Genomic DNA, 22,732 nt, shown 5'->3' with positions numbered 1-22,732 from the left:
CGGACACACCGGCACCCCATATTGTGCCCGCGCGCGCCGTGGTGCCAGGGTGCGCGACCCGCCAGGTGGCCCCGACCGCCGCCCGATCCGCCCGATCGGGGCGAGACTGGCCCGTGGCTTCGCAGACCTCGCAGAGCGGCTCAACAAGCCGCACCGGGGCGCGGCATGGGCAATCAGCTCTCCCCTCCGATGGGGGGACGGGCGACGCGCGACTGAAGATCGGCTTGGCACCCGACGGGGGAACGGTGGAGGATACGAGGGTGTCAGCCGAGGCGGGGCCCGCGACGGCCGGGGCCCGGGGCGGGGCGACCCGGCGCGTGCGCCTGCCCGCCGACCGCCGTACGCCGGCCGCCGCCCGCGCCGTGGTCCGCTCCGTGTTGACCGAGTCACACCTGGACGAACTGGTCAACGAGGCCCTGCTGCTCACCACCGAGCTGACCACGAACGCCGTCGAGCACGCCCGCACCGAGTTGGACATCGAGGTCGTCGCCGACCAGGTCGGGCTGACCGTCACCGTCTCCGACTTCGCCCCCGGCTCCGGCGACGAGCTGACCGTCGGCGCCCGCAACGACTTCACGGAGATCGACGAGGTCTCCGAACGGGGCCGAGGTCTGCTCCTGGTCGACCACTTCGCCAGCCGCTGGGGCACCACGTACCTGCCCACCGGCAAGGGTGTCTGGTTCCGGCTGGACCGCCCCGGCGCCGACCCGCAGACCGAGGGCACCACCGGTGGCGACCCCTGGGTGAGCACCGACAAATCCGCGCCGAGCGCCAGCGCGATGAGCGAACTCATGCAAACCGCCCCCGACCTGTACGCGGACGATCCGCTGCCCGACTTCGCCACCAGCCTGCTCAGCCGGGTCGCCGAGATGGTGGGAGCGGCCGGCGGCACGATCCGCCTGGACCGGGGCGACGGGCAGGGGCGCCAGGTGTTGGCCCGCTTCGGTCGGCCACCCCGCCCCGGCAGCGAACTGCTCCGGGTGCCGCTGACGGTGCACCGCCCGTACGCCGGGGAGCTGGAGTTGGACGCCGCGCCGTCGGCGTACGCCCGGCCGTTGGCGGTGCTCACCGCCGAGCGGCTGTCGCTGCACCTGGAGAACGACCGGCTGCGCCGGGCCGACGTTCGACGGCAGGTGTGGTTGACGTTCCTGGCCGAGGCGAGTGAGCTGCTCGCCCAGTCGTTGGACGTGGACCTGACCATGGCCCTGGTTCCGCAGCTGGTGGTTCCCCGGCTCGGCCAGTGGTGCGCGGTGCACACCGCCGACGAGTGGGGCCGGCTCCGGCTCGCGGCGGCCAGCCACGCCGACGAGTCGATGCTGCCGCAACTGCACAAGGTGCTGGCCGAGACCGGGCCGGATTCCATCCAGGCCCGCCTGCGTGAGGCGTCCCGCAGCGCGGCGCAGATTCCCCTCGGCGGGCCGATGGAGGGTTTCGCGGTCCCGCTGATCGCGCGGGGGCAGCGGCTCGGGACCCTGGCGGTGGGCCGGCACCAGCGGCACCGGCACGATCCGGACGAGGTGGCCGTGTTGGAGGACGTGGCCCGGCGGGCCGCGCTGGCCATCGAGAACGCCCGGATCCACGCCGAACGTCGCCGGGTGGCGCAGACGCTCCAGCAGTCGCTGCTGCCGCCGGTGCTGCCGCTCGTGGACGGGATCGGCTTCGCCGCCGAGTACGTGCCCACCGGCGACGACGCCGAGGTGGGAGGCGACTTCTACGACGTGGTACCGCTGCCCGACGGACGGTGGCTGGTGGTGATCGGTGACGTCTCGGGCAAGGGCGTCCAAGCCGCCGCGGTGACCGGGCTGGTCCGGGACGTGATCCGGGTGCTGGTGGGCGACGGCAAGCCGTTACCGGAGGCGTTGGCGCGGCTCAACGAGACGCTCGTCGAGCGGGGTGGCGGACGATACTGCACGTTGGCGCTGGCGGCCGTGGGGCCGGGCCAGGGCGGCCAGTTGGACGTGTCGCTGCATCTGGCCGGGCACGACCAGCCGGTGCTGCTGGCCGCCACGGGTGGCGCGGGGTTCGTCGGCACCAGCGGGACCGCGCTCGGCCTGCTCGACACGATCACCTCGCCGACGGCGAAGATCACGCTCGCGCCGGGTGACTCACTGATCTTCTACACCGATGGCGTCACCGAACGACGGCGCGGCCGGGAACTGTTCGGCACCGACCGACTGCGGGACGCGGCTGCGCCCCTGGCCGGATACTCGGCGGACGTGGTGGCCGCCCGGCTGCGCTCCGCCGCGATCAACTTCTCGGTGGAGCCGCCCCGGGACGACATCGCCATCCTGGTGCTCCGCAACGACGCGACCTGACCGGCACGTGCGGCCCACGATTCCGGGGCACGCTCGGTAGATTGACGGCCATGTCGAGTGTCGCGCAGGACATGTCGTACTCCCGGCCAACGGTCCGCGCCCTGATCGGCGCGCAACTGGTGGCCATCGGCGCGTTCCTCGCCGTGCTGCTGCTCTACCTGGGTCGGATGGCAGCCTCCGGCGTCGGCCCGGCCGAGATGCTGAGCGGCGCGTACGACCCGAAGGACATGCTGTCCTACTGGGTCCACGGCGTGCTGGCGATGCTCTACCTGGTGGGAGCGGTGGTCGGGCCGCCGCTGGCGATCGTCGCGGTGATCAGGGCAGTCCGAGAGCGGGAGAGTCTCCCCCGGGTAACCCGAACGCTGCTGCTGGCCGGCGCGGCGGGCACCCTGCTGGTGCTGGTGGTCCGGCTTACCCCGCCGCTGCTGGACATGCACAGCTGGTGGATGGACTGACCGGCCCGGGCGGGTCTCACAGACCGCCGGGGAGGCGCCCAGGGGCGAGCCGGTGGTCCGGATCGAGGTGCTCCTTGGCGGCGCGCAGTTGGGCCAGACCGGCCAACTCGCCCCAGAGGTCGACGGCCTGGCGGACCGCCGCCGGAGCGGAGACCACCACACAGCGGCCCTGCCGGGCCAGCAGCACCCCCCGGACGGCGGCCAGGATGGACGCCACCCGGTCGGGGGCCAACGCTCCGGGCAGTGCCGCGTGCACCACGCCCAGCCCGGCGGACCCGCGCACCGGCACCGGCGCGCCGGCCGCGTCGCGGAGCGCGTAGACGGCGGCGTGCAGGTCGCCGATCGGCACCTCCAGGCGCAGCGCCGTGTCGCCGGGCGCGAACGGGTAGCGACGCCACCACGTCGGCGCGGAGTGGGCGATCGTCGCCTCCCCGTGCAGCAGGCTGACCAGCCGCTCGGCGCGCTCGGTGACGTCGGCCGGCCCGCCCTCCAGCAGCACCACCAGGCTGCCCGCCCGGGACGGGACATCGGACCGCCCGGACATCGACGGATGGCGCTCCCGAGCCGCCGCGGACGGGTGGCCGGGCGGGTACGGCGTACGTGGTCGGGGGGTGGCTCCCGGCAGGTCCAGCTCGACGGCCGCCGGCTCCAGTCGGGCGGCGAGGATCGTCCGGATCAGCTCGTGCACCTCCAGCGGCGTCCACACCGGCCGCGACACCCAGAGCCGGCTCGCCGGCATCGGCTGCACCCGCAGACTCGCCGAGACCAGCACACCGAGCGCGCCCTGCGAGCCGCAGAGCAGCCGGGCCAGGTCGAGGCCCGGCTCGCCGCCACCGGCGCTGACCAACTCGCCGTCGGCGGAGAGGTAACGGAGACCGAGCAGTTGGTCGCAGGGGCTGCCGTGGCGGTGGCGCAGCGGACCGGCCTCACCGGCGGCGAGCACCCCGCCGAGGGTCGCGCCCGGTGACGGGGCGTCCATCGCCAGCCGCTGCCCGGTGCGCTCCAGCGTGGACTGCACCGCCCGCAGCGGGGTGCCGGCACCCACCTCGGCCACCGGCGCGCCAACCGGCTCGTGACCGATGCCGGCCAGCCGGCCGGTGTCGAGCATGATGTCGACCTGCACGGGCGTGGCACCCCAGTCGATCTTCGTGCCGGCTCCCCGGGGCACCACCGCCAGGTCGTGCGCGGCAGCCAACCGCAGCACCTCGGCGGCGGCGTGCGGGCCGCCCGGCACCGCCACCCAGCGCGCCCGCCGCCCCGCCACCTCGTCGGCCGCACCCCCGAGCCGGGAGAACGGCGGACCGCAGATCGCCGCCAGTCGTCGGGTGATCTCGAGAGCGCCGGACCGGCCGAGGGAACTCGCTGCTGCCGCCATGCCGGCAATCGTACATGTGTTCGAAAGCCGGAGTGATGCCGATCGGGATGCCGCTGGTTCGGCTCACCGCGGGCGCCGACCGGTAACGTGGCCGCCGTGACCACCGAGACTGCCCCGCCCGCGGCGAAGCGGGTGCCCAGCGAGCGCAGGCACCACGGCGACACCGTCGTCGACGAGTACGCCTGGCTCGCCGCCAAGGACGACCCGGAGACGATCGCCTACCTGACCGCCGAGAACGAGTACACCGACGCGCGCACGGCGCACCTGGCCGCGCTCCGCGAGGCACTGTTCGAGGAGACCCGCCGACGCACCAGGGAAACCGACCTGTCCGTGCCGACCCGCAAGGGCGGGCACTGGTACTACACCCGGACCGTCGAGGGACAGCAGTACGGGGTGCAGTGCCGGCGCGCGGTCCGCGACGGCGAGATCGAGCCTCCGGTCAGCACCGACGGTGCCCCGCTCGACGGCGAGGAGGTGCTGCTCGACGGCAACCTGCTCGCCGAGGGGCACGACTTCTTCTCGCTGGGCGCGTTCGACGTCAGCCCGGACGGTCGCTGGTTGGCCTACTCCACCGACTTCTCCGGCGACGAGCGGTTCACCCTGCGCGTGAAGGACCTGTCCAGCGGCGAGGTGCTGCCCGACGAGGTACCGGACACGTTCTACGGCACCGCCTGGTCGGCCGACGCGTCGGTGCTGTTCTACGTGACGGTGGACGACGCCTGGCGGCCCAACCGGGTCTGGCGGCACACCGTCGGATCCGCAGCCGGGGACGACGTGGTGGTCCACCAGGAGGACGACGAGCGGTTCTGGGTGGGTGTGGAGCTGACCCGGTCGGAGAAGTTCATCCTGATCGACATCCACAGCAAGGTGACGAGCGAAGTCCTGGTGATCCCCGCCGGCAACCCGACCGGCGCGCCGGCCGTCATCGCTCCCCGCCGGCAGGGCGTCGAGTACGCGGTGGAGCACCACGGCCACCGTTTCCTGATCCTGCACAACGACGGCGCGGAGGACTTCGCGCTGGCGTTCACCTCGGCGGACGCGCCGGGCGACTGGGTGCCGGTGATCGAACACACCCCCGGCACCCGGCTGGAGGCCGTGGACGCCTTCGCCAACCACCTGGTCGTGTCACTGCGCACCGACGGGCTCACCGGCCTGCGGGTGCTGCCGGTGGGCAGCGACGACTCGTACGACATCGACTTCCCCGAGCCGCTGTACAGCGTCGGTCTCGACGCCAACCCGGAGTACCGCACCGGACAGGTCCGCCTGCGCTACTCCTCGCTTGTCACGCCCGACTCCGTGTACGACTACGACCTGGTCACCAGGCAGATGGTGCTGCGCAAGCAGAAGCCGGTGCTGCCCGGCCCGGACGGACGGCCGTACGACCCGGCCGAGTACGAGCAGCACCGGGACTGGGCACTCGCCGACGACGGCACCCGAGTGCCGATCTCGCTGGTCTGCCGGGTCGGCACCCCCCGGGACGGCTCGGCACCCTGTGAGCTGTACGGCTACGGCTCGTACGAGGCCAGCATGGACCCGTGGTTCTCGGTGGCCCGGCTGTCGCTCTTGGACCGGGGCGTGGTCTTCGCGGTGGCGCACACCCGGGGCGGCGGCGAGATGGGCCGACGCTGGTACGACCAGGGCAAGCTGCTGGCCAAGAAGAACACCTTCACCGACTTCGTCGCCTGCGCCCGGCACCTGGTCAAGTCCGGCTGGACGGCCAGCGACCGGCTGGTCGCCCGCGGAGCCTCGGCCGGCGGCCTGTTGATGGGCGCGGTGGCCAACCTGGCACCTGACGCGTTCACCGGCATCGTCGCGCAGGTGCCGTTCGTGGACGCGCTCACGTCGATCCTCGACCCGTCGCTGCCGTTGACCGTCACCGAATGGGAGGAGTGGGGCAACCCGCTTGAGGACCCCGAGGTGTACGCGTACATGAAGTCCTACACGCCGTACGAGAACGTCACCGCGGTGGACTACCCGGCGATCCTCGCGGTGACCAGCCTCAACGACACCCGGGTGCTCTACTCGGAGCCGGCGAAGTGGATCGCCCGGCTGCGGGCGGTCGCCCCGGACGGCGACTACCTCCTCAAGACCGAGATGGGTGCCGGGCACGGCGGTCCGAGCGGCCGCTACGACTCCTGGCGCGAGGAGGCGTTCATCAACGCCTGGATCCTGGACCGCATCGGTCGCGCCTGACCCGCCGATCACACCGGTGCGGCCCGGTACGCACGATAAGCGCTCGATCGTGGAAGTAGTCCCCTCGGCGGCTCGGGGAGACCACTACTTCCGCGATCGAGCGCGATCAGGAATGGATCACGTGTCTGTGAACGCCGCGCGACCTGGCCTTTCCGCTCGGGGCGGATGTCGCGGCCTAGACTTCCGGGGTGACCGGGACCACGGATGGTGACGGCGGCCCTGCCGAGGACGTCCGCCGGCCGAGCTTCGCCGCGATGGCGCGGGACCGCCGGGTCTGGTTGATCCTCGCGGTGGTCGCCGGCCTCCTGGTCTGCTGCTGCTCGGCTGTGGTCGGCACGCTGATCGCACTCTCCTCTGGACTACTCACCGCCTGACCGCGCCAACCGCGCGGCAACTCAGGCCCCTTCCGCCTTCCGCCCGTTGATCATGGAGTTATCGCCACGACACGCCGCGCGGACGCGCAATAACCTCATGATCGACCGGGGTGGATGGGGCCGGCGGGGGGTGGGGTTACGGGGTGGGGGGCCAGGTGGGGGTGCGGCCGGTTTGGGTCAGGAGGCGGGCCAGGTCGGGGGGCGGGGCCTGGGCGGTGGCTGGGGTCGCGACCGGGGTGGGCGGTGGGTCGGCGAAGACGCCCATCTTGCGGGCCGTCGGGCCCAACTGCTCGACCAGTCCGTGCAGCTCGGCCACCGCCTCCGGGGCCGGCTGGTACGGCTGACCGGTGGCGACGGCGAGGTCCCAACCGTGCACGGTCAGGTCCAGCAGAGCCATACCGCCGATGACGGTCTGCGGCAGGCCCATGCCCGGCGACACACCCTCCAGGGTCGACGGGTCCGACCAGGCTCCGATCAACTTGTCGGTCTCCGTCTTGAACCGGTCCCGCCAGCCGTCGGTCAGGTGGTCGGGCTTGTCGGCCCATTCCACCTGCCGCTTGGTGGCCAGGTCCTGAAAGTTGACCACCACCTCGAACAGGTGGTTGAGGAGATCGCGGACCAGGTAGTCGCGGCACGGGGTGGGCAGATCGAACTGGTCGTCGGCGATGCCGCGCACCACCGCGACGGTTCGCGGCGCGGCAGCCGCCAGCAGGTCGCTAGTCTGAGTGGTCATAGGGCCAGCGTATGAGGGTGGTCTTGAATAAATGCGACACCGACCGCGTGGCGACAGCCGGGGGATCCTCGACCCCGGGCGCATGCTGCGCGAGGTGCGGTTCCGTCGACGCCTGCCGGTAGAGTCGCTCCGCCCCTGGGTGGAGCACTACTGGCTGATCGACTGGGCGTTGAGCGCACCGTTCGAGCAGCGTGTCGTGCCACATCCGGCGGTGAACGTGGTGTTCCGGCGGGACGATGAAACACCCGAGTGCGGCGAGGTGGCCGGGGTGGGCCGCGACCTGTTCCGGATCACGCTCACCGGCACCGGCCGGGTGTGCGGGGTGCAGTTCCGCCCGGGTGGGTTCCACCCGTTCTGGCGTCGGCCGGTCAGCGAACTGACCGGCCGCCGGGTGCCGCTGCCCGCTGGCCGGCTGGCGGTACCCCACGACGGGGTGTGCGCCGCCACCGACGACGAGCGCTGCCGCGCGTTGGACGCCCTGCTCACCGCCTGGGACCCGGAGCCGGACCCGATGGCCGAGGAGGCCGTCCGGCTGGCCGAGGCGATCCGCGCCGACCGGACCGTGCTGCGGGTCGGCGACTTCGCCGCGCGGCACGACCTTCCGGTTCGCCGGTTGCAGCGACTCTTCATGGAGCACGTAGGGGTCGGGCCGAAGTGGGTGATCCGCCGCTACCGACTCCAGGAGGCCGTCGAACAGGCCGTCGGCGGTCCGCTGAGCTGGGCGGATCTCGCCGCCGACCTCGGCTACAGCGATCAGGCTCACCTGGTCCGGGACTTCACCGCCGTGGCCGGGGTGTCCCCCGCCGCGTACGCCCGCTCGGTGCACTGAAGCCGGCACCGCCGGGCAGCCGGCACCGCCGGGAAGCCGGCCCGCGCGCAGGACAGCCAGCCCGCGCAGGCTCAGCGGCGGCGCAGGACGACCACGGCGACGTCGTCCTGGATCTCCGGTGGGGCCAACTCGACAAGCAGCCGGGCGCAGAACCGGTCCAGGTCGTCGTCGACGGTGGCGGCGACCGCGGCCAGCGCGGCCATCCCCTCGTCGATCGTGGCGTCCCGCCGCTCGATCAGCCCGTCGGTGTAGAACACCAGCGTGGCACCGGCCGGCAGCACGAATTCCAGGTCGGCCGGGCGAGGCGCGCGGACGCCGAGCAGCGGCGCGGAGTGCTGCACGAACTCGACCTTGCCCCCCATGTTGAGCACCGGCGGAAGATGCCCGGCGCTGGCCAGCCGGACCCGCCCGGTCGGCGGGTGCAGCAGCAGTACGCAGAGCGTGGCGATCTCGTTGGGCAGCAGTGTCCGCATCAGCTCGTTGACCCGGTGCAGGATCTCGCCGGGCTGGTGCCCCTCCACGGCGTACGCCCGCACCGCGTGTCGCAGCTCGGCCATGACGGTCGCCGCGTGCAGCGAGTGGCCGGCCACGTCGCCGATCGCCAGCAGCAGGTGCCCGTCGAGCATCACCAGTTCGTAGAAGTCGCCGCCCACCTCGGTCTGCGCGCTGGCCGGCTCGTAGCGCACGGCGAGGTCCAGGCCGGCGACCGTGGGCAGCCCGCGCGGGAGCAGGCTGCGTTGGAGGGTGACCGCGATCCGGTGCTCCTCGTCGAAGGAGCGCTGCCCCTCCACGGCCGCCGCCACCGCCTGGGCCAACTGCTTGAGCACCGGCGTCCGAGCGGTCTGGGTGGCGGTCGGGACCACCACGTACAGCGGGGCGCGGTCCTCGCGCAGTCGGGCGGCGGCGATCGTCACCGTGTCGTCCGCCGGCCAGTCGACAAGCGCCCAGTTCGCCGGGGGTTCCACCCGAACGGTGGCACCGGTCGGCACTCCGGTGTCGTCGACGACCCACGGCACCACCTCGGCTGAGGCGTCGGGACCGGCGCAGATCCCCGCGAGGCAGTCCCCGTCGAACGTCTCGGCGATCACCGCCGCCGGGCTCTTGAAGATCTGGGCGGCTCCCTCCGCGGCGGCCTCCAGCAGGCGTGCGAAGGTCGGCGCGGCGTGCACCGCAACTGTCGTGTCGGCCAGCCCGAGCAGGCGCTCGGCGAGCAGTTCGGCGCGCTGCCGGGCCTGGTAGTAGCGCAGCACCGCCCGTGTGGTGGCGATCAGCTCTTCCGGCTCGATCGGCTCGGTCAGGTACGCGTCCGCGCCCCGGGTCAGCCCCTGCGCTCGGTCGGCCACGTCGACGGCGTGCGCCGACACGTGGATGACCGGCATCGCCGGGTGCCGCGCCTTGATCTGTTCGCAGACCTCGTAGCCGCTCAGGTCGGGCAGCCGGACGTCGAGGACGACCAGGTCGATCCGGTCCACCTCGACCCGCGCCAACGCCTCGGCGCCGTTCTCGGCTTCGAGCACGGTGAAACCGGCCCGCGTCAGCCAGCTGACCAGCAGGTAACGCTTGGTACGACTGTCGTCGACGACCAGGATGGTTGCCGGCATGCCGTCCATGCTCTCACTCCCCGCCGATGGGCAGGGAGACGGTGAATGTGCTGCCCCGGCCCGGCACGCTGGCCAGCTCCAGCGTCCCGCCGAGCAGTGTCACCAACCGCCGGGCGTACGGCAGGCCGAGGCCGGTGCCGCCGACCCGGGTGGCGCCCGGCACCTGGTAGAACTCCTCGAAGATCCGGTCGTGCAGCTCGGCGGCGATGCCGGGGCCGGTGTCGCTGACCTCGAAGTTCCACCGGTCGCCGTGCTGGCGGGCCCGCAGTCGCACCTCGCCGCGCTCGGTGAACTTCAACCCGTTGTGCAGCAGGTTGCGCAGCACCTGGCCGAGCAGCACCTCGTCGGTGCGCAGCATGGCCGGCGCGGCCGGCTCCTCCACCACCAACTCCACCCCCGGGCGGGTGGCCAGGGCGCGCAGTGTGCCGCGCAGTTGACCGAAGACCGGACGCAGGTCGACGTCCGCCCAGTCCGGTTCGATCCGGCCGGACTCCGCCTTGGCGAGGTCCAACAACTCGTTGACCAGGTTGAGCAGGTCCGCCGCCGACGAGCGGATCAGGTCGACCTGGCGGCCCTGCTCGTCGGTGAGCGGGTCGGAGGCGGAGTCGGTGAGTAGCCGCCCCAATCCGATGATCGCGGTGACCGGGGCGCGCAGCTCGTGGCTGACGTTCGCCAGGAACCGGCTCTTCGACTCGCTCGCCGCACGCAGTTGCGCCGACTTCTCGTCCAGCTCGGCGTAGAGGGCGACGACGCCCCGGTTGGTCTCCTCCAACTCCTCGGTGAGCTGGTTGTAGAGCGCCAGCACACCCCGGTTGGTCTCGGCCAGCTCCTCGTTCAGCACGGCCAACTCGTCGCGCTGACTGCGCACCTCGTCGAGCGCGGCGATGAGCTGCCCGTTCTGCACGGTCAACTCGTCCAGCGCGCTGGCCGGCGCGGTACGGCCGAGCTCCGTGCGGAACTCGGCGAGCCGCTCCGGTGTGGGCGTCGGCGCGTTGGCCGGAACTCGTCGGGACATCCGTACGACCGTAACCCCCTCGACTGTCGACACGCTCAGTGTGTCGACCAGGCGGGACACCGCGCCGGACTGGGGCTGGTAGTCACCGTTCGGGAGCGCGGTCACCGGGGCCAGGTCGGCGCGCAGGTGGAACCGGCCGTCCGCGCCCTCGTCGACGTGGAAGGCGACGTCCGCACCGCCGGTCGTGCGCAGCAGATCCCGGGCCACCTCGCTGAGCGCGGTGGCGATCCGCACCTGGTCCTGACGTTCGAGGCCGACCACCGCGGCCACCTCACGGCCCCGCTGACGGATCACGAAGATGTCCTGCTCGACCCGCAGCGCCATCTGCAGCAAGGGCAGCGCCGGCTCGCCGGTCATGCCCAGGACCTCGCGACCAGTACGCAGGCGTCATCACGTCGTACACCAGCGTCGCGCAGGAGGGTCGCGGCCATCACCAGCGGGGACCGCTCCGCCAGACCTGGGTAGTCGGCCAACCGCCAGCGGTCGACCACTCCGTCGCTGTGCATCACCAGTCGGGCGCCCGGAGCGAACGGGTAGTCGTACTCCCGGATTGTCGGCCGCTGGTGGCCGGCGATGCCGGGCAGTGACACCAGCCCGCGGCGCTGACCGTCACCCTCGACGACCACGCCGGCGATGTTACCCAGCCCCGCGTAGCGCAGCATGCCGGCCGCCGGCTCCAGCTCGGCGACCGCGAGCGCGGCGCCCCGGGTGTGCGACATGCTGCGGTGCAGGTGACCCACCACCGCTGCCGGTGGCCCGGCCGGGGCGTTCCGGAACGCGGCGAGCGCCGCTTCGGTGGCGGCGGCGGCCAGCGGGCCGTGCCCCAGGCCGTCGCTGACCAGCACCTGATGCCGTCCGTCAACGATCCGGACGGCGTATCCGTCGCCGCTGACCGTCTCGCCGGTCAGCGGTCGGGTGAGGGCGCCGGTCCAGGACGGCAGCGCCGGCTCCGCCGGCCAGACCTGCACGGCGAGGACGGTGCCCCGGCCCGGCAACGAGTATCCGTCGAACCAGCTGGCCTGCCGGACGATGGCGCCCAGACCGATGCCGAGCGTGCCGGTGGTGGAGTGCCCGTCCTGCGAGGAGACGGTCAGGTCGGCCATGCCGGGGCCGGAGTCGATGGCGATCAACTCCACGCCGGCCTCCCCGGCCTCGCGTACCGGTCGGAGCAGCAGGACGCCGTCGTCGGCGTGTTTGACCAGGTTGCTGGTCAGCTCGGCGGCGACGATGGCCAGGTCGGCGATGCGTACCGCACTCATCTCCACCTGCGCGCCGAGGCGTTCGGCGGCGCGCCGCACGGCGCTCGCCGCGCTGCTGGCCTCCACCCGGAACCAGATGCCGCTGTCGGTGACCAGATCGGCGTTCACCGGGACCACTTGGTGACCGTGATCCGCGTGCCAGTCTCCGGGGACGTCTCGATCTCGAATTCGTCGACGAGTCGGCGGGACCCGCTGAGCCCGAGGCCCATGCCGCCGCCGGTGGTGTAGCCGTCGGTGAGGGCCATGTCCAGGTCCGGGATACCCGGCCCGGAATCGGCGAAGACGATCCGCACGCCCCTGCGCCGGCCGTTCTCCACCGTTGTCACCTCGACCGAGCCGCCGCCGCCGTACACCAGGGTGTTGCGGGCCAGCTCGCTCGCCGCGGTGACCACCTTGGTCTGGTCGACCAGGGACAGCTTGACGGCCACCGCCACGGCGCGGACCAACTGCCGGACGCGCACCACGTCCTCGTCGCTGCGGACCGCCTGTGCCTGCGGCTGGCCCAGGTCGATGCCCGCGGTCACGTCGTGGCCGTCTCGGCGTCCGAATCGTCGTCGAGCTGGTGGTCGAGCTCGTCGGCGTGAGCCGCCGCGATCAACTCCATGCCGCGCTCGACGTTCAGCGCGGTACGGATGCCGTTCAGCGACAGCCCCAGTTCGACAAGGGTGATGGCGACGGCGGGACGCATCCCGACCACCACCGTTTCCGCGTCGAGCACCTTGGAGATCGACGCGATGGTGGAGAGCATCCGCCCGACGAAGGAGTCGACGATGTCCAGCGCGGTGATGTCGATGATGACGCCGTGGCAGCCGGTGTCGACGATCCGCTCGGCGAGATCCTCCTGAAGCTGGACCGCCGTCTGGTCCGACATGTCCAGCTGGATGGAGACGAGCAGGATGTCGCCGATCTTGAGAATCGGCACCCGCTCCATCAGACGCCCCGGCGTGGCTGCTGACGGCGGGCGGTCTCCACCCCGTTGAGGCGCAGCACGTGACGCAGCGCGTCGGCGAGGCTCGCCTTGGTGGCGATGTCGCCGAACTCGATGCCGAGCGCCACGATGGTCTGCGCGATCTGCGGACGGATGCCGGAGATGATGCAGTCGGCGCCCATCAGCCGGGCGGCCACCACGGTCTTCAGGATGTGCTGGGCGACCTGGGTGTCCACCGCCGGGACGCCGGTGATGTCGATGATCGCGTACGGGGAGCCGGTGTCGACGAGCGTCTGCAACAGCCGCTCCATCACGACCTGGGCCCGGGCCGAGTCGAGGGTGCCGACCAGCGGGACGGCCACCACGCCCTCCCACAGCTTGACCACCGGCGTGGAGAGTTCGAGCAGTTGCTCGGCCTGATCGGCGATCAGGCTCTCCCGGGTGCGGACGAAGCTCTCGAAGGTGAACAGGCCCATCTCGTCGACAAGCCTCGAGAAGGCGACGTAGTCGTGCAGCGCGTTGGCGCCGCCGGCCTCCTGCACCAGCTCGGCCAGCACGTCCTTGAGCGCGAAGATGCTGACCGTGGTCTCGGTGGCGGAGAAGCCCTGCCGGGCCCGGCCACGGGACAACTCGGAGAGCGCGGCGCGCAACTCGGCGGCACTGTCGGCGGACAGGTCGAGGTCGCCCTGCTCGCCAGCGGCGACGAGGACGCGATGCAGGTCCTGGACCTGCCGACGCAACTCGGCCTGGCTCAGCCGTCCCCGCAACGAACTGGTGACGATCTCGGTCCACCGAGACGTGACCCGTTCGGCCTGCCCGCTGAGCAGCGCGGCGAGCCGACCACTTTCTTCGGTGCTCAACGCCATTTGGAACCCCCTTGACCTGGACCGGGCGGACTCTATCACCGGGGTCTGATCAACTACTTGCCCCTCAGCAACGGAATGACGTTGGCCATCGGGTGCCGGCTCCCGTTCTGCGTACGACCCCGGTCGTGGGATACCGTTCCCCCGATAACAGGAGGTCTGGCAAATGTCCTTGACGGTGCACACGGAACAGCGCGGCGACGTGGTCGTCGTGTCGGTCGCGGGCGAGCTGGACATGGCCACCGCACCGCAGTTGCAGGACCAGATCACCGACCTGCTCGACAAGGGTCGCAACCGGCTGGTGTTCGACCTGGCGGACGTCTCGTTCTGCGACTCGACGGGTCTGTCGGTCTTCGTCCGCGCCAAGAACAGCTGCGACGAGGCCGGCGGCGTGGTGCGTCTGGCCGCCCCGCAGCGGGGTGTGCTGCGCATCCTCGAGGTGAGCGGGCTGGTCGAGGTGCTGCACACCTACCCGACGGTGGACGAGGCAGTCGCCGGCGAACCGACGCCGGCCTCCTCCTGAGCTCTGCCGTTCGTCACTCGTCCTCGACGTAGCGGGGACGAGCGATCGCCATACCCGCCGCCGTCTGCACGGCGAGCGCGCCCAGCAGGAACCCGAGCGGCGCGGTCCAGCCGCCGGTGACCTCGTAGAGGATGCCGACCATCAGCGGGCCGAGGGCGGCGATCACGTACCCGGTGCTCTGCGCGAACGCGGAGAGCGCGACCGTCCCCTCGGCGGTGCGGGCGCGTAGACCGATGGCGGTCAGGATCATCGGGAACGCGCCCTGGCCGATCGCCAGGAGGGCGACCCAGAGCAGCGCGGCACCGCGCGGGGCGAACGCCAACCCGAGGTAGGCGAGCGCCGACGCGGTGGTCAGCCCGAGCACCAGCGGCCGCAGGCTGCCGAGTCGGCCGGCCAGGGTGGGCATCAGCAGCGCGATCGGCACACCGAGCGCGGTCACCCCGGCGAGCAGCAGTCCGGCCGACTCCGGCTGGTAGCCGGCGTCCCGGAACAACTGGGCCAGCCAGCCCATGATCGCGTACCCACTGAGCGACTGTGCCCCGAAGTAGACGGCCATCGCCCAGCCGAGCCGGGTCCGCGCCGGCCGGACCCGCACCGGCGCGGCGACGGCCGCCGCCGGGGTCGAGCGGCGCGCGCCCGCCCGGGTCCGCAGGGCGAGTGGCACCCACGGAAGTACGGCCACCGCGGCCATCGCGGCCCAGACGCCCAGCCCGGCCCGCCACGAGCCGAAGGCGTGCGCGATCGGCACCGCGGAGGCCGCGGCCACCGTCGTGCCGAGGGTCAACGCCATCGTGTACGCCCCGGTGACCAGCCCGGTCCGGTGCGGGAAGTGTTGCTTGACCAGCATCGGCAGCAGGATGTTGGCGACCGCGATGCCGGCCAGCGCCAGAGCGCTGGTGAGCACGAAGATCCAGGCCGAGTCGGTGGTGGCCCGGAGCACCTGACCGGCGGCGAGGGCGAACATGGCGACCACCAGCACCCGGGCCGGTGCCACCCGGCGGACCAGCCACGGGGTGAGCGCGCCGAGTCCGGCGAACGCGATGGTCGGCAGGGTGGTGACCAGACCAGCCATGGTGCCGGAGAGCCCCAGCCCGTCGCGGACCTCGTCGAGCAGGGCGCCGAGGCTGGTCACCACGGCGCGCAGGTTGAGCGCGACCAGCAGCATCCCGACCAGTACGAGTGCGCCACCGGTCGCCGGGTGCGTCCGTCGGCCCGCGCCGGGGTCACCCGTCGAGGGCGGGTCGACGAGGACGGGAGCGGGAGGCGCCGGAGCTGCGGTGGGTGGCGGGGTCATGACCGCTAACCTACAATCATGGGATGAATTATGGGCCGGTGCTGTAACCAGTGCCACCGTCTGGCGATTCCCCCTCCGCATCGCAGGTGCCGCCCCGCGACCAGCCCGCCGTGCCACCTCGCGGCCACCGGGTCCGGCAGACCATCGAGCAGCTCCGCGCCCGGATCCTCGGCGGCGAGTGGCCCGTCGGCGGGCGCATCCCCACCGAGCCGCAGCTCGTCGCCGCGCTGGGCGTGGGGCGCAACACCGTTCGGGAGGCCGTCCGAGCCCTGGTGCACGCCGGGGTGCTGGAGTGCCGGCAGGGCTCCGGCACCTACGTGGTGTCCACCGACGAGCTGGCGCCGGTGGTCGCCCGCCACCTCAGTGACGACCGGATGACCGAGGTCATCGAGGTGCGGCGCGCCTTCGAGGTGGAGGCCGCCCGGCTCGCCGCGCTGCGACGTACCCCGGAGGACCTGGCGGCGCTCGACGGCGTGCTCGCCGAACGCGAGGCCGCCTGGCACGGCGGCCGGGTCGACGCGTTCGTCGAGGCCGACGCGGCCCTGCACGTCGCGGTGGTCGCCGCCGCGCACAACGCCATGCTCGCCGAGCTGTACGCCTCGGTCGGCACCGCCCTGCGCAGCACGGTCGCCCAGGCGATGGGGGGCGCGCTCACGTCCGAGCGCTACGTCGACCACACCCGGTTGGTCGAGGCGATCCGGGCCGGCGATCCGGGCCGGGCGGCGATCGAAGCCGGCGCTTTTCTGGAACCCGCCGAACGGGCATAGGTTGTGCCCGACAGAAAAGCGGACACCTCGGGAGTACGAATGCTCAAGGGCTTCAAAGACTTCATCATGCGCGGCAACGTCGTCGACCTGGCGGTCGGCATCGTCATCGGCGCCGCGTTCACCGGCGTCGTCACCCAACTCACCAAGTCGTTCCTCGAACCACTGATCAAGGCAATCGGTGGGGGCAGCGGCCTCACCGCCGGCAAGTGGACGCTCAACGGACAGGTCTTCGACTGGGCGGCCTTCATCAACGCCCTGATCACGTTCGTGCTGACCGCTGCGGTGCTCTACTTCTTCGTGGTGTTCCCCATGAACAAGCTTGCCGAGCGTCGGCAGCGGGGCGAGGAGCCGCCGCCGGCGGCGCCGAGCGAGGAGGTCAAGCTGCTCACCGAGATCCGGGACGCACTGGTCTCCGCCGGCCACACCACCCCCGGCCAGCAGCGCGGGGCGCTGGACGACGTGCTGGGCCGCCGCCCGGAGCCGCCGACGCAGCGCTGACACCGAACGGATGCACATCGGCCCCTGCGGGATTCCCGCAGGGGCCGCACCTTCTCGTACGTGTGTTCGATAGAGTCCCGCCATGGAGCAGCGTAAGCACTGGTGGAACGGGAAATGGGGGCGGCTGGCCCGACGGGACGTCTTCCTCCGGGTGGACGCCGACCGGTGGCACGTCGAGCAGCGGGCCGGCGGGGCCGAGGGCATCTCCCGGTTCTACGAGTACGGCAGTGCGGACGAGGCAGAGGACACCGTCCGGGCGCTTCTCGACGGTCCGGACACCTGGCGGGAGCTGTCCCCCCGCCCGCCCGGCGGCTGGACCCTCCCGAACGGCTGAGCACCTCCGACCTGTCGCCTCTCGCCATCGGCGCCGGACCTGTCGTCTGCGAGCCGCTGCTCTGGGACAAGGGTGCCGGCCCACGCCGAGGTTGCGGCTGCGCGTCGGGTCGGCGGCGGGCGGGCCGACCGGCGCGCGCGGGGCGGGCAGCGGGCGGGTGACGGCGTTTAGCGGCGTACCGCCCCGGGAACCGCAATGGGATGGACCAGCAGGACGAGCAGCAGGCGACCATCGCGCGGATCACCACCGGGATGCCGGTGATCGACTCAGCCGGCACCGAGGTCGGGACCGTGGACCTCGTCCAGCGGGGTGACCCGAACGCGGTGACCGTCCAGACACCGAATGCCGACCCGGGCAGCAGCCTGGACGAGCTGATCGAGGCGACCGCGGTCGAGGAGCCGGATGTTCCCGCCGATCTGGCGGCGCGGCTGCTGCACAGCGGTTACCTGAAGGTCTCGACCGAGCTGACCCGCACGGGCGCGGTCTACGTACCGGCCGACCGGATCGGGTCGGTGGCCGACGGCCGGGTCCTCCTCGCCGTGGGCGTGGCCGACCTGCCGCCCGAGGAGTGACCCCACCGCTCTGATCGACTCGGGTTCACGGAAATCGGTGCGTCCGGAGCCTCCGGACCGCCCGACTTCAGGACACCCGAGTGGATCTTCCCGGCACGGCGGGGGCCGGCTGGTCCGACGCGCTGAGGGCCGGCTGGTCCGGCGCGGCGGGGGCCGGCTGGTCCGGCGCGGGCGGCGCGGGTGGGCGGCGGTGGAAGAGCAGCAGCATCAGACAGCCCGCGATCAGACCCCAGAACGCCCCGCCCACGCCGATCAGGGTGACCCCGGAGGCGGTCACCACGAAGGTGACCACGGCGGCCTCCCGGGTCGCCGGGTCGGTCACCGCCGCGGCGAGCGCGGTGGCGAGGGCACCCAGTAGGGCCAGCCCGGCGACCGCCTCGATGAGGATCGGCGGGGCGACCGCGACCAGCGCGGTCGCCACGCCAGCGCCCAGACCGAGCAGGGCCAGGCCGGCACCGGCGGTGACCGAGGCGACCCATCGTCGCTCCGGGTCCGGATGGGCGTCCGGGCCGGCGGCCAGCGCGGCGGTGATCGCCGCGAGGTTCACCGCGTGCCCGCCGGCCGGTGCGGCGAGCAGGCTGGCCAGGCCGGTGGCCCGCAGCGCGGCGCCGAACGGCGGCCGGTAGCCGTAGCCGACCAGCACCGCCATGCCGGGCACGTTCTGCGCGGCCATGGTGACCAGGAACAGCGGTAGGGCGAGGCCGACAAGCGCGGACGCGTCCCAGGCCGGCACGGTCACGGTGATCGACGGGGCCAGCGAGGCACCGGTCAGGCCGGTCGGCGGCGCGGTGAGCGCGATCGCGACCACCGCCACCAGCAACGCGCCGGGCACCGCCCAGCGGCGGGCGAACCGGTGCAGCAGCAGCCAGCCGACCACCACCGGACCCGCCACCACCGGCAGTTCCACGAGTGCGCGGACCGGGGCGGTGCACAACGGGAGCAGCACCCCGGCGAGCATCGCGCCGGCCACCGGCTTGGGGATGGCGGCCACCGCACGGCCGAGTGGCGGAAACAGCCCGGCCGCCACGACCAGCACACCGGAGACGAGGAAGGCGCCCACCGCGACCGGCCAACCGCCCGGCGGTGCTCCGGTGGCCACCAGCAGCGCCGCGCCCGGTGTGGACCAGGCCACGCTCATCGGTATCCGGTGCCGCCAGCCCAGCCAGGCGGCGGAGAGCCCGCACGCCACGCAGAGGGCGAGCAGGCCGGAGGCGGCCTGCGCGTCCGACGCGCCGGCCGCGCGGAGCCCGGCCAGCACGACGGTGAACGAGCTGGCGAAGCCGACCAGGGCGGTCACCACGCCGGCCAACACCGGTTGGACGCGTCCGGCCATGCCACCCTCCCGGGGTGTTCCGTTTACGGAACGACAGTGTGTAGCACGATAGCCGGGTGCCGCAGCCACCACCAGCCCGCCGTCCGGGCCTCGACGTGGATCCCGCCGTCGTCGGCCGCCGGGTCCGTGCCCTGCGCGAGGAGCGGGGAATCTCACTGTCCACACTGGCCCGGCTCGCCGGCGTCGGAAAGGCCACCCTCTCCGGCCTGGAGCGCGGCACCCGCAACCCGACCCTGGAGACGCTCTGGGCGGTCACCGCGCAACTCGGCGTACCGTTCACCGCCCTGCTGGCCGAGCCGACCGCCGGGGCCGGCCCCACCGCGCAGGGCACCGCGGTCACCGCCACCCTGCTGGAGGTGTTCGCGGACACCGACGCGACCTACGAGCTGTACCGGATGCGGGTCGCGCCCGGCCCGGCGCAACTCTCCCCCGCCCACCAGCCGGGGGTCACCGAGCACATCACCGTCTTCGCCGGGGTGCTGCGCGCCGGCCCGGCCGACGCGCCGCTGACCGCGCCGGCCGGCGGTCACCTCCGCTGGGTGTCCGACGTGCCACACAGCTACGCGGCGGTGGGTGACGAGGAGGTCGCCGCCAGCCTCCTGCTGCGCTACCCGCGGCACTGAGGCCCGGCCGACCGGTCACGCTCCGTCGGGTCCGTCGACGAAAATCGCAATCATTTCTCGACGCACGCAGGAGCCGTAGAGACGAAGGCGGGGTGTTCTTGGCAAGCTTGACCCATGACGCTGATCCTCCGCTCGGTCATCCTCAACGACATCGGCCTGGTCCGCACCAACAACGAGGACTCCGCCCTCGCCGGTGACCGCCTGATCGCCGTCGCCGACGGCATGGGCGGGCTGCCCGCGGGCGAGGTGGCGAGCGAGATCGTGATCCGGATCCTGGACGAGCTGGCCCCGCCCACAGATCCCGACGGTGCCGCCGACGCCCTGCGTGCCGTGGTCAGCACCGCCAACCAGCGCATCCACGCCGCCATCACCGTCGACCCGAGCCGCGACGGGATGGGCACCACGCTCACCGCGGCGCTGCTGGCCGGCGAGACGCTGGTCCTGGCCCAGGTCGGCGACTCCCGCTGCTACCTCTTGCGCGACGGCGAACTGACCCAGCTCACCCGGGACGACACGTTCGTCCAGGCCCTGGTCGACCAGGGCACCCTCGCCCCGGAGCAGGCCCGCCACCACCCACAGCGGTCCCTGGTGACCCGGGCCGTGCAGGGTGCCGACACCCCACCCGCGATCGGGGTGCTCACCGTGACCCCCGGCGACCGGCTGCTGCTGTGCAGCGATGGGCTCTCCGACTACGTCGAGGACGACGCCATCGCGGCGGCGCTGGGCATGTACGCCGACCGCCAGCAGTGTGGTGAGCAGTTGGTCAAGCTCGCCCACCACGCTGGCGCACCGGACAACGTGACGGTCGTGGTCTCCGACGTCGTCGCCCGCTGACCGGCACGGCTCCCCCGGCGGCTCGCCCGAACCAAGCGGTTCGGGTTCCGCCGGCCGCAGTAGGTGGTTGTGCCATCTAGGTTGCGCCGCTACTGTCCGACGCGTGGATTCCGACCGGCGCGGGCAGTGGCTGCGGGGGGTGCTCGACATCTGCGTGCTGGCCCTGCTGTCCGACCGCGAGTCCTACGGCTACCAGCTCGCCCAGGCGCTCGACGCCGCGGGCGTCGGGCCCATCCAGGGCGGCACGCTCTATCCCGTGCTGCTGCGCCTACAGAAGACCGGCCTGGTGACCGCCCAGTGGCGGGAGGGCAGCGCCGGGCCGGCCCGTAAGTACTACCGGCTCACCGACGACGGGTACGCGGCACTCCGCGCGGGCGGCAGCGCCTGGCTCACCTTCGTCCAGCCGGTGAACGACATCGTCACGAAGGGGGTCACCCGGTGAACGCCGACGATTGGCTGCGCACGCTCACCGCCGAGCTGCACCAGCGCCGGGTCGCGGCGGACGCCGCCCGGCACGTGGTCGCCGAGGCGGCCACGCACCTGCGCGAGGGTGGTGGCGACCCCTGGGTCGTCTTCGGTCCACCCCAGCAGTACGCGGGCGCGGTCGTGGAGAGCATCGGCACCGCGCCCGGACCGCGTCCCGGGCCGGTCCGGCTGCACGCGGAGGGCATCACCAAGCGGTACGGGCGGCGAACGGTGCTGCGCGACGCCACACTCACCGTCCGGGCCGGACAGATCGCCGCCGTCGTCGGCGCGAACGGCTGCGGCAAGAGCACCTTCCTGCGGATCTGCGCCGGGCTGATGTCACCCGACGCCGGTGCGGTGACCGTCTCCGGGCGGCTCGGCTACTGCCCACAGTCCGGCGGCACCGCCGACTTTCTGCTCGCCGACGAGCACTTCGTGCTGGTCGGCGCAGGTCAGGGCGTGGCCCGAGGGCCGGCCCGCCGGGCCGGTCGGGCGGCGGCTCGGCAGCTCGGTTGGGAGGCGGGCGGGGACGTGCAGGCCCGCCACCTGTCCGGCGGCACCCGGCAGAAGCTCAACCTGACCATGTCCACCCTCAGCGCCCCGGACGTGCTGCTGCTCGACGAGCCGTACCAGGGCTTCGACCAGGGCACCTACGTCAACTTCTGGGACCAGCTCAGCCGACTGCGCGACGCCGGCGCGGCGATCGTCGTGGTGACCCACCTGCTCAACCACCTCGACCGGGTGGACATCGTGCTCGACCTGACCCCGGCACAGGTGACCGGGTGGCAGGCGCCCACTGTCCAGGGAGGCCACCGGTGAACCGGCTCGTCGTCGTCGCCGAGATGACCCTGCGGGAGTTGCTGCGGCGTCGGGGCGTACTCCTGTTGTTGTTGTTGATGCCGTTGACCTTCTACCTGATCCGGCGGGACGCCTACCTCGGGCAGTCGGTCCGGTCGCTGCTTCTCGGCGTCGGTTGGGCGGTGAGCACCGCCGCGCTGTTCGCCACCACCGCGGCTCGGGAGCTGGAGCCGAGACTGCGACTGGCCGGTTACCGTCCACACCACCTCTACCTCGGCCGGGTGCTCGGCCTGTGGACGGTGGGGCTGATCATCTCCGTACCGTTCTTCCTGCTCCCCATGATCGACGGCGCGGACCTGCGGTACGGCGGCCTGGCCGCCGCGCTGCTCTGCTCCGTCGCGGTGGCGGCGCCGTTCGGGATGCTGATCGGCGCGCTGCTGCCCCGCGAGATGGAGGGGACGCTGCTGCTGCTCACCGTGGTCACGGTGCAGATGTTGATCGACCCGGCCGGCTCCGGGGCGAAGTTGACGCCGTTCTGGTCGACCCGGGAGATCGCCACCTGGGCGGTGGACCACACCGACCAGGGTTACCTCTCCCGTGGTGTGCTGCACGGGCTCGTCGTCACCGCCCTGCTGGTCGTCGGTGTGGCCGCCGTGGTCAGCGTCCGCCTGCGTCGCCGCCGACACCTGCGGCACCTCCCGGTCGGATGACCGGCGTGGATACCGCCAATCCGGTTGCTCCGACCAGCACG

At 72.5% G+C, this 22,732-nt stretch carries 25 protein-coding genes; 15 read left to right on the top strand and 10 right to left on the bottom strand.

The window, feature by feature from the left end:
• Positions 1 to 260 precede the first annotated feature (260 nt).
• Positions 261 to 2,315, top strand: coding sequence for a SpoIIE family protein phosphatase (locus tag AB0C01_RS19005; protein WP_357243925.1), 2,055 nt, complete (start codon positions 261 to 263; stop codon positions 2,313 to 2,315).
• Between the two features lie 50 nt (positions 2,316 to 2,365).
• Positions 2,366 to 2,770, top strand: a complete 405-nt coding sequence (locus tag AB0C01_RS19000) for a hypothetical protein (RefSeq protein WP_357243922.1) — start codon at positions 2,366 to 2,368, stop codon at positions 2,768 to 2,770.
• Between the two features lie 16 nt (positions 2,771 to 2,786).
• Here AB0C01_RS19000 and AB0C01_RS18995 read toward each other — a convergent pair whose 3' ends face one another.
• Positions 2,787 to 4,145, bottom strand: a complete 1,359-nt coding sequence (locus tag AB0C01_RS18995; RefSeq protein WP_357571718.1) for an FAD-binding oxidoreductase — start codon at positions 4,143 to 4,145, stop codon at positions 2,787 to 2,789.
• Between the two features lie 96 nt (positions 4,146 to 4,241).
• Between AB0C01_RS18995 and AB0C01_RS18990 the strand changes: the two genes are divergently transcribed.
• Together AB0C01_RS18990 and AB0C01_RS18985 are read left to right on the top strand one after the other, a co-directional pair.
• Positions 4,242 to 6,338, top strand: coding sequence for a S9 family peptidase (locus AB0C01_RS18990; RefSeq protein WP_357243916.1), 2,097 nt, complete (start codon positions 4,242 to 4,244; stop codon positions 6,336 to 6,338).
• A gap of 188 nt (positions 6,339 to 6,526) precedes the next feature.
• Complete coding sequence (locus AB0C01_RS18985; protein ID WP_357243913.1) at positions 6,527 to 6,712, top strand: hypothetical protein; 186 nt, start codon at positions 6,527 to 6,529, stop codon at positions 6,710 to 6,712.
• Positions 6,713 to 6,848: 136 nt separating this feature from the next.
• Here the strand turns inward: AB0C01_RS18985 and AB0C01_RS18980 are convergent, their stop codons facing one another.
• Positions 6,849 to 7,445 (bottom strand): TIGR03086 family metal-binding protein, encoded by a 597-nt coding sequence (locus tag AB0C01_RS18980; RefSeq protein ID WP_357243910.1) that lies wholly within the window; start codon positions 7,443 to 7,445, stop codon positions 6,849 to 6,851.
• Positions 7,446 to 7,476: 31 nt separating this feature from the next.
• On the opposite strand from AB0C01_RS18980, the gene AB0C01_RS18975 reads away from it, so the two are divergent.
• Positions 7,477 to 8,274 carry an AraC family transcriptional regulator gene (locus tag AB0C01_RS18975; protein WP_357571717.1) on the top strand — a complete coding sequence of 266 codons (798 nt, stop codon included), beginning with the start codon at positions 7,477 to 7,479 and terminating at the stop codon, positions 8,272 to 8,274.
• A 71-nt stretch (positions 8,275 to 8,345) separates the two neighbouring features.
• Here AB0C01_RS18975 and AB0C01_RS18970 read toward each other — a convergent pair whose 3' ends face one another.
• The 6 genes from AB0C01_RS18970 to AB0C01_RS18945 are packed head-to-tail and all read right to left on the bottom strand — an operon-like array spanning position 8,346 to position 13,943.
• Entirely contained in the window at positions 8,346 to 9,884 is a 1,539-nt protein-coding gene (locus AB0C01_RS18970) for a SpoIIE family protein phosphatase (protein ID WP_357243904.1), read from the bottom strand.
• Between the two features lie 4 nt (positions 9,885 to 9,888).
• Positions 9,889 to 11,247 (bottom strand): sensor histidine kinase, encoded by a 1,359-nt coding sequence (locus tag AB0C01_RS18965; RefSeq protein ID WP_357243901.1) that lies wholly within the window; start codon positions 11,245 to 11,247, stop codon positions 9,889 to 9,891.
• Complete coding sequence (locus AB0C01_RS18960; protein ID WP_357571716.1) at positions 11,244 to 12,257, bottom strand: SpoIIE family protein phosphatase; 1,014 nt, start codon at positions 12,255 to 12,257, stop codon at positions 11,244 to 11,246. Before AB0C01_RS18960 ends, AB0C01_RS18965 begins: the two co-directional genes overlap by 4 nt.
• On the bottom strand, positions 12,254 to 12,673 hold the full coding sequence (locus tag AB0C01_RS18955; protein ID WP_357243895.1) for an ATP-binding protein: 420 nt from the start codon (positions 12,671 to 12,673) through the stop codon (positions 12,254 to 12,256). Before AB0C01_RS18955 ends, AB0C01_RS18960 begins: the two co-directional genes overlap by 4 nt.
• Entirely contained in the window at positions 12,670 to 13,080 is a 411-nt protein-coding gene (locus tag AB0C01_RS18950; protein ID WP_357243892.1) for an STAS domain-containing protein, read from the bottom strand. Before AB0C01_RS18950 ends, AB0C01_RS18955 begins: the two co-directional genes overlap by 4 nt.
• Positions 13,080 to 13,943 (bottom strand): STAS domain-containing protein, encoded by an 864-nt coding sequence (locus AB0C01_RS18945; protein ID WP_357571715.1) that lies wholly within the window; start codon positions 13,941 to 13,943, stop codon positions 13,080 to 13,082. Before AB0C01_RS18945 ends, AB0C01_RS18950 begins: the two co-directional genes overlap by 1 nt.
• A 163-nt stretch (positions 13,944 to 14,106) precedes the next feature.
• On the opposite strand from AB0C01_RS18945, the gene AB0C01_RS18940 reads away from it, so the two are divergent.
• Positions 14,107 to 14,463 carry an STAS domain-containing protein gene (locus AB0C01_RS18940; RefSeq protein ID WP_007454464.1) on the top strand — a complete coding sequence of 119 codons (357 nt, stop codon included), beginning with the start codon at positions 14,107 to 14,109 and terminating at the stop codon, positions 14,461 to 14,463.
• Positions 14,464 to 14,476: 13 nt separating this feature from the next.
• On the opposite strand, the gene AB0C01_RS18935 is transcribed toward AB0C01_RS18940, so the two are convergent.
• Positions 14,477 to 15,757, bottom strand: a complete 1,281-nt coding sequence (locus AB0C01_RS18935; protein WP_357571714.1) for an MFS transporter — start codon at positions 15,755 to 15,757, stop codon at positions 14,477 to 14,479.
• A gap of 86 nt (positions 15,758 to 15,843) precedes the next feature.
• Between AB0C01_RS18935 and AB0C01_RS18930 the strand changes: the two genes are divergently transcribed.
• The 4 genes from AB0C01_RS18930 to AB0C01_RS18915 all read left to right on the top strand — a co-directional run bounded on the left by AB0C01_RS18930 (position 15,844) and on the right by AB0C01_RS18915 (position 17,928).
• Entirely contained in the window at positions 15,844 to 16,524 is a 681-nt protein-coding gene (locus AB0C01_RS18930) for an FCD domain-containing protein (RefSeq protein ID WP_357571713.1), read from the top strand.
• A 39-nt stretch (positions 16,525 to 16,563) separates the two neighbouring features.
• On the top strand, positions 16,564 to 17,022 hold the full coding sequence (gene mscL / locus AB0C01_RS18925) for a large conductance mechanosensitive channel protein MscL (RefSeq protein ID WP_357243883.1): 459 nt from the start codon (positions 16,564 to 16,566) through the stop codon (positions 17,020 to 17,022).
• Positions 17,023 to 17,104: 82 nt separating this feature from the next.
• A complete protein-coding gene (locus AB0C01_RS18920; protein ID WP_238678688.1) occupies positions 17,105 to 17,356 on the top strand; it encodes a hypothetical protein in 252 nt (83 codons plus the stop codon).
• Positions 17,357 to 17,556: 200 nt separating this feature from the next.
• Positions 17,557 to 17,928 (top strand): hypothetical protein, encoded by a 372-nt coding sequence (locus AB0C01_RS18915; RefSeq protein ID WP_357243880.1) that lies wholly within the window; start codon positions 17,557 to 17,559, stop codon positions 17,926 to 17,928.
• Positions 17,929 to 17,995: 67 nt separating this feature from the next.
• Here AB0C01_RS18915 and AB0C01_RS18910 read toward each other — a convergent pair whose 3' ends face one another.
• A complete protein-coding gene (locus AB0C01_RS18910) occupies positions 17,996 to 19,261 on the bottom strand; it encodes a benzoate/H(+) symporter BenE family transporter (protein ID WP_357243877.1) in 1,266 nt (421 codons plus the stop codon).
• Positions 19,262 to 19,317: 56 nt separating this feature from the next.
• Between AB0C01_RS18910 and AB0C01_RS18905 the strand changes: the two genes are divergently transcribed.
• The 5 genes from AB0C01_RS18905 to AB0C01_RS18885 all read left to right on the top strand — a co-directional run bounded on the left by AB0C01_RS18905 (position 19,318) and on the right by AB0C01_RS18885 (position 22,691).
• The gene (locus AB0C01_RS18905; protein ID WP_357243874.1) at positions 19,318 to 19,884 is read left to right on the top strand and encodes an XRE family transcriptional regulator; all 567 of its coding nucleotides are present in this window, start codon (positions 19,318 to 19,320) and stop codon (positions 19,882 to 19,884) included.
• A gap of 114 nt (positions 19,885 to 19,998) precedes the next feature.
• Positions 19,999 to 20,718: a protein phosphatase 2C domain-containing protein gene (locus AB0C01_RS18900; protein ID WP_357243871.1), complete on the top strand. Its 720-nt coding sequence runs from the start codon at positions 19,999 to 20,001 to the stop codon at positions 20,716 to 20,718.
• 103 nt (positions 20,719 to 20,821) lie between these two features.
• A complete protein-coding gene (locus AB0C01_RS18895) occupies positions 20,822 to 21,160 on the top strand; it encodes a PadR family transcriptional regulator (protein WP_179781709.1) in 339 nt (112 codons plus the stop codon).
• Positions 21,157 to 22,002 (top strand): ATP-binding cassette domain-containing protein, encoded by an 846-nt coding sequence (locus tag AB0C01_RS18890; protein WP_357243867.1) that lies wholly within the window; start codon positions 21,157 to 21,159, stop codon positions 22,000 to 22,002. Before AB0C01_RS18895 ends, AB0C01_RS18890 begins: the two co-directional genes overlap by 4 nt.
• Entirely contained in the window at positions 21,999 to 22,691 is a 693-nt protein-coding gene (locus tag AB0C01_RS18885; RefSeq protein WP_357243864.1) for a hypothetical protein, read from the top strand. The genes AB0C01_RS18890 and AB0C01_RS18885 overlap by 4 nt, the downstream gene beginning before the upstream one ends.
• Positions 22,692 to 22,732: the final 41 nt, after the last annotated feature.

This window comes from Micromonospora sp. NPDC048905, assembly GCF_040649655.1.
In the GTDB taxonomy this organism is placed as follows: Bacteria; Actinomycetota; Actinomycetes; order Mycobacteriales; family Micromonosporaceae; genus Micromonospora.
This window is presented reverse-complemented; position numbering and strand designations above follow the sequence as displayed.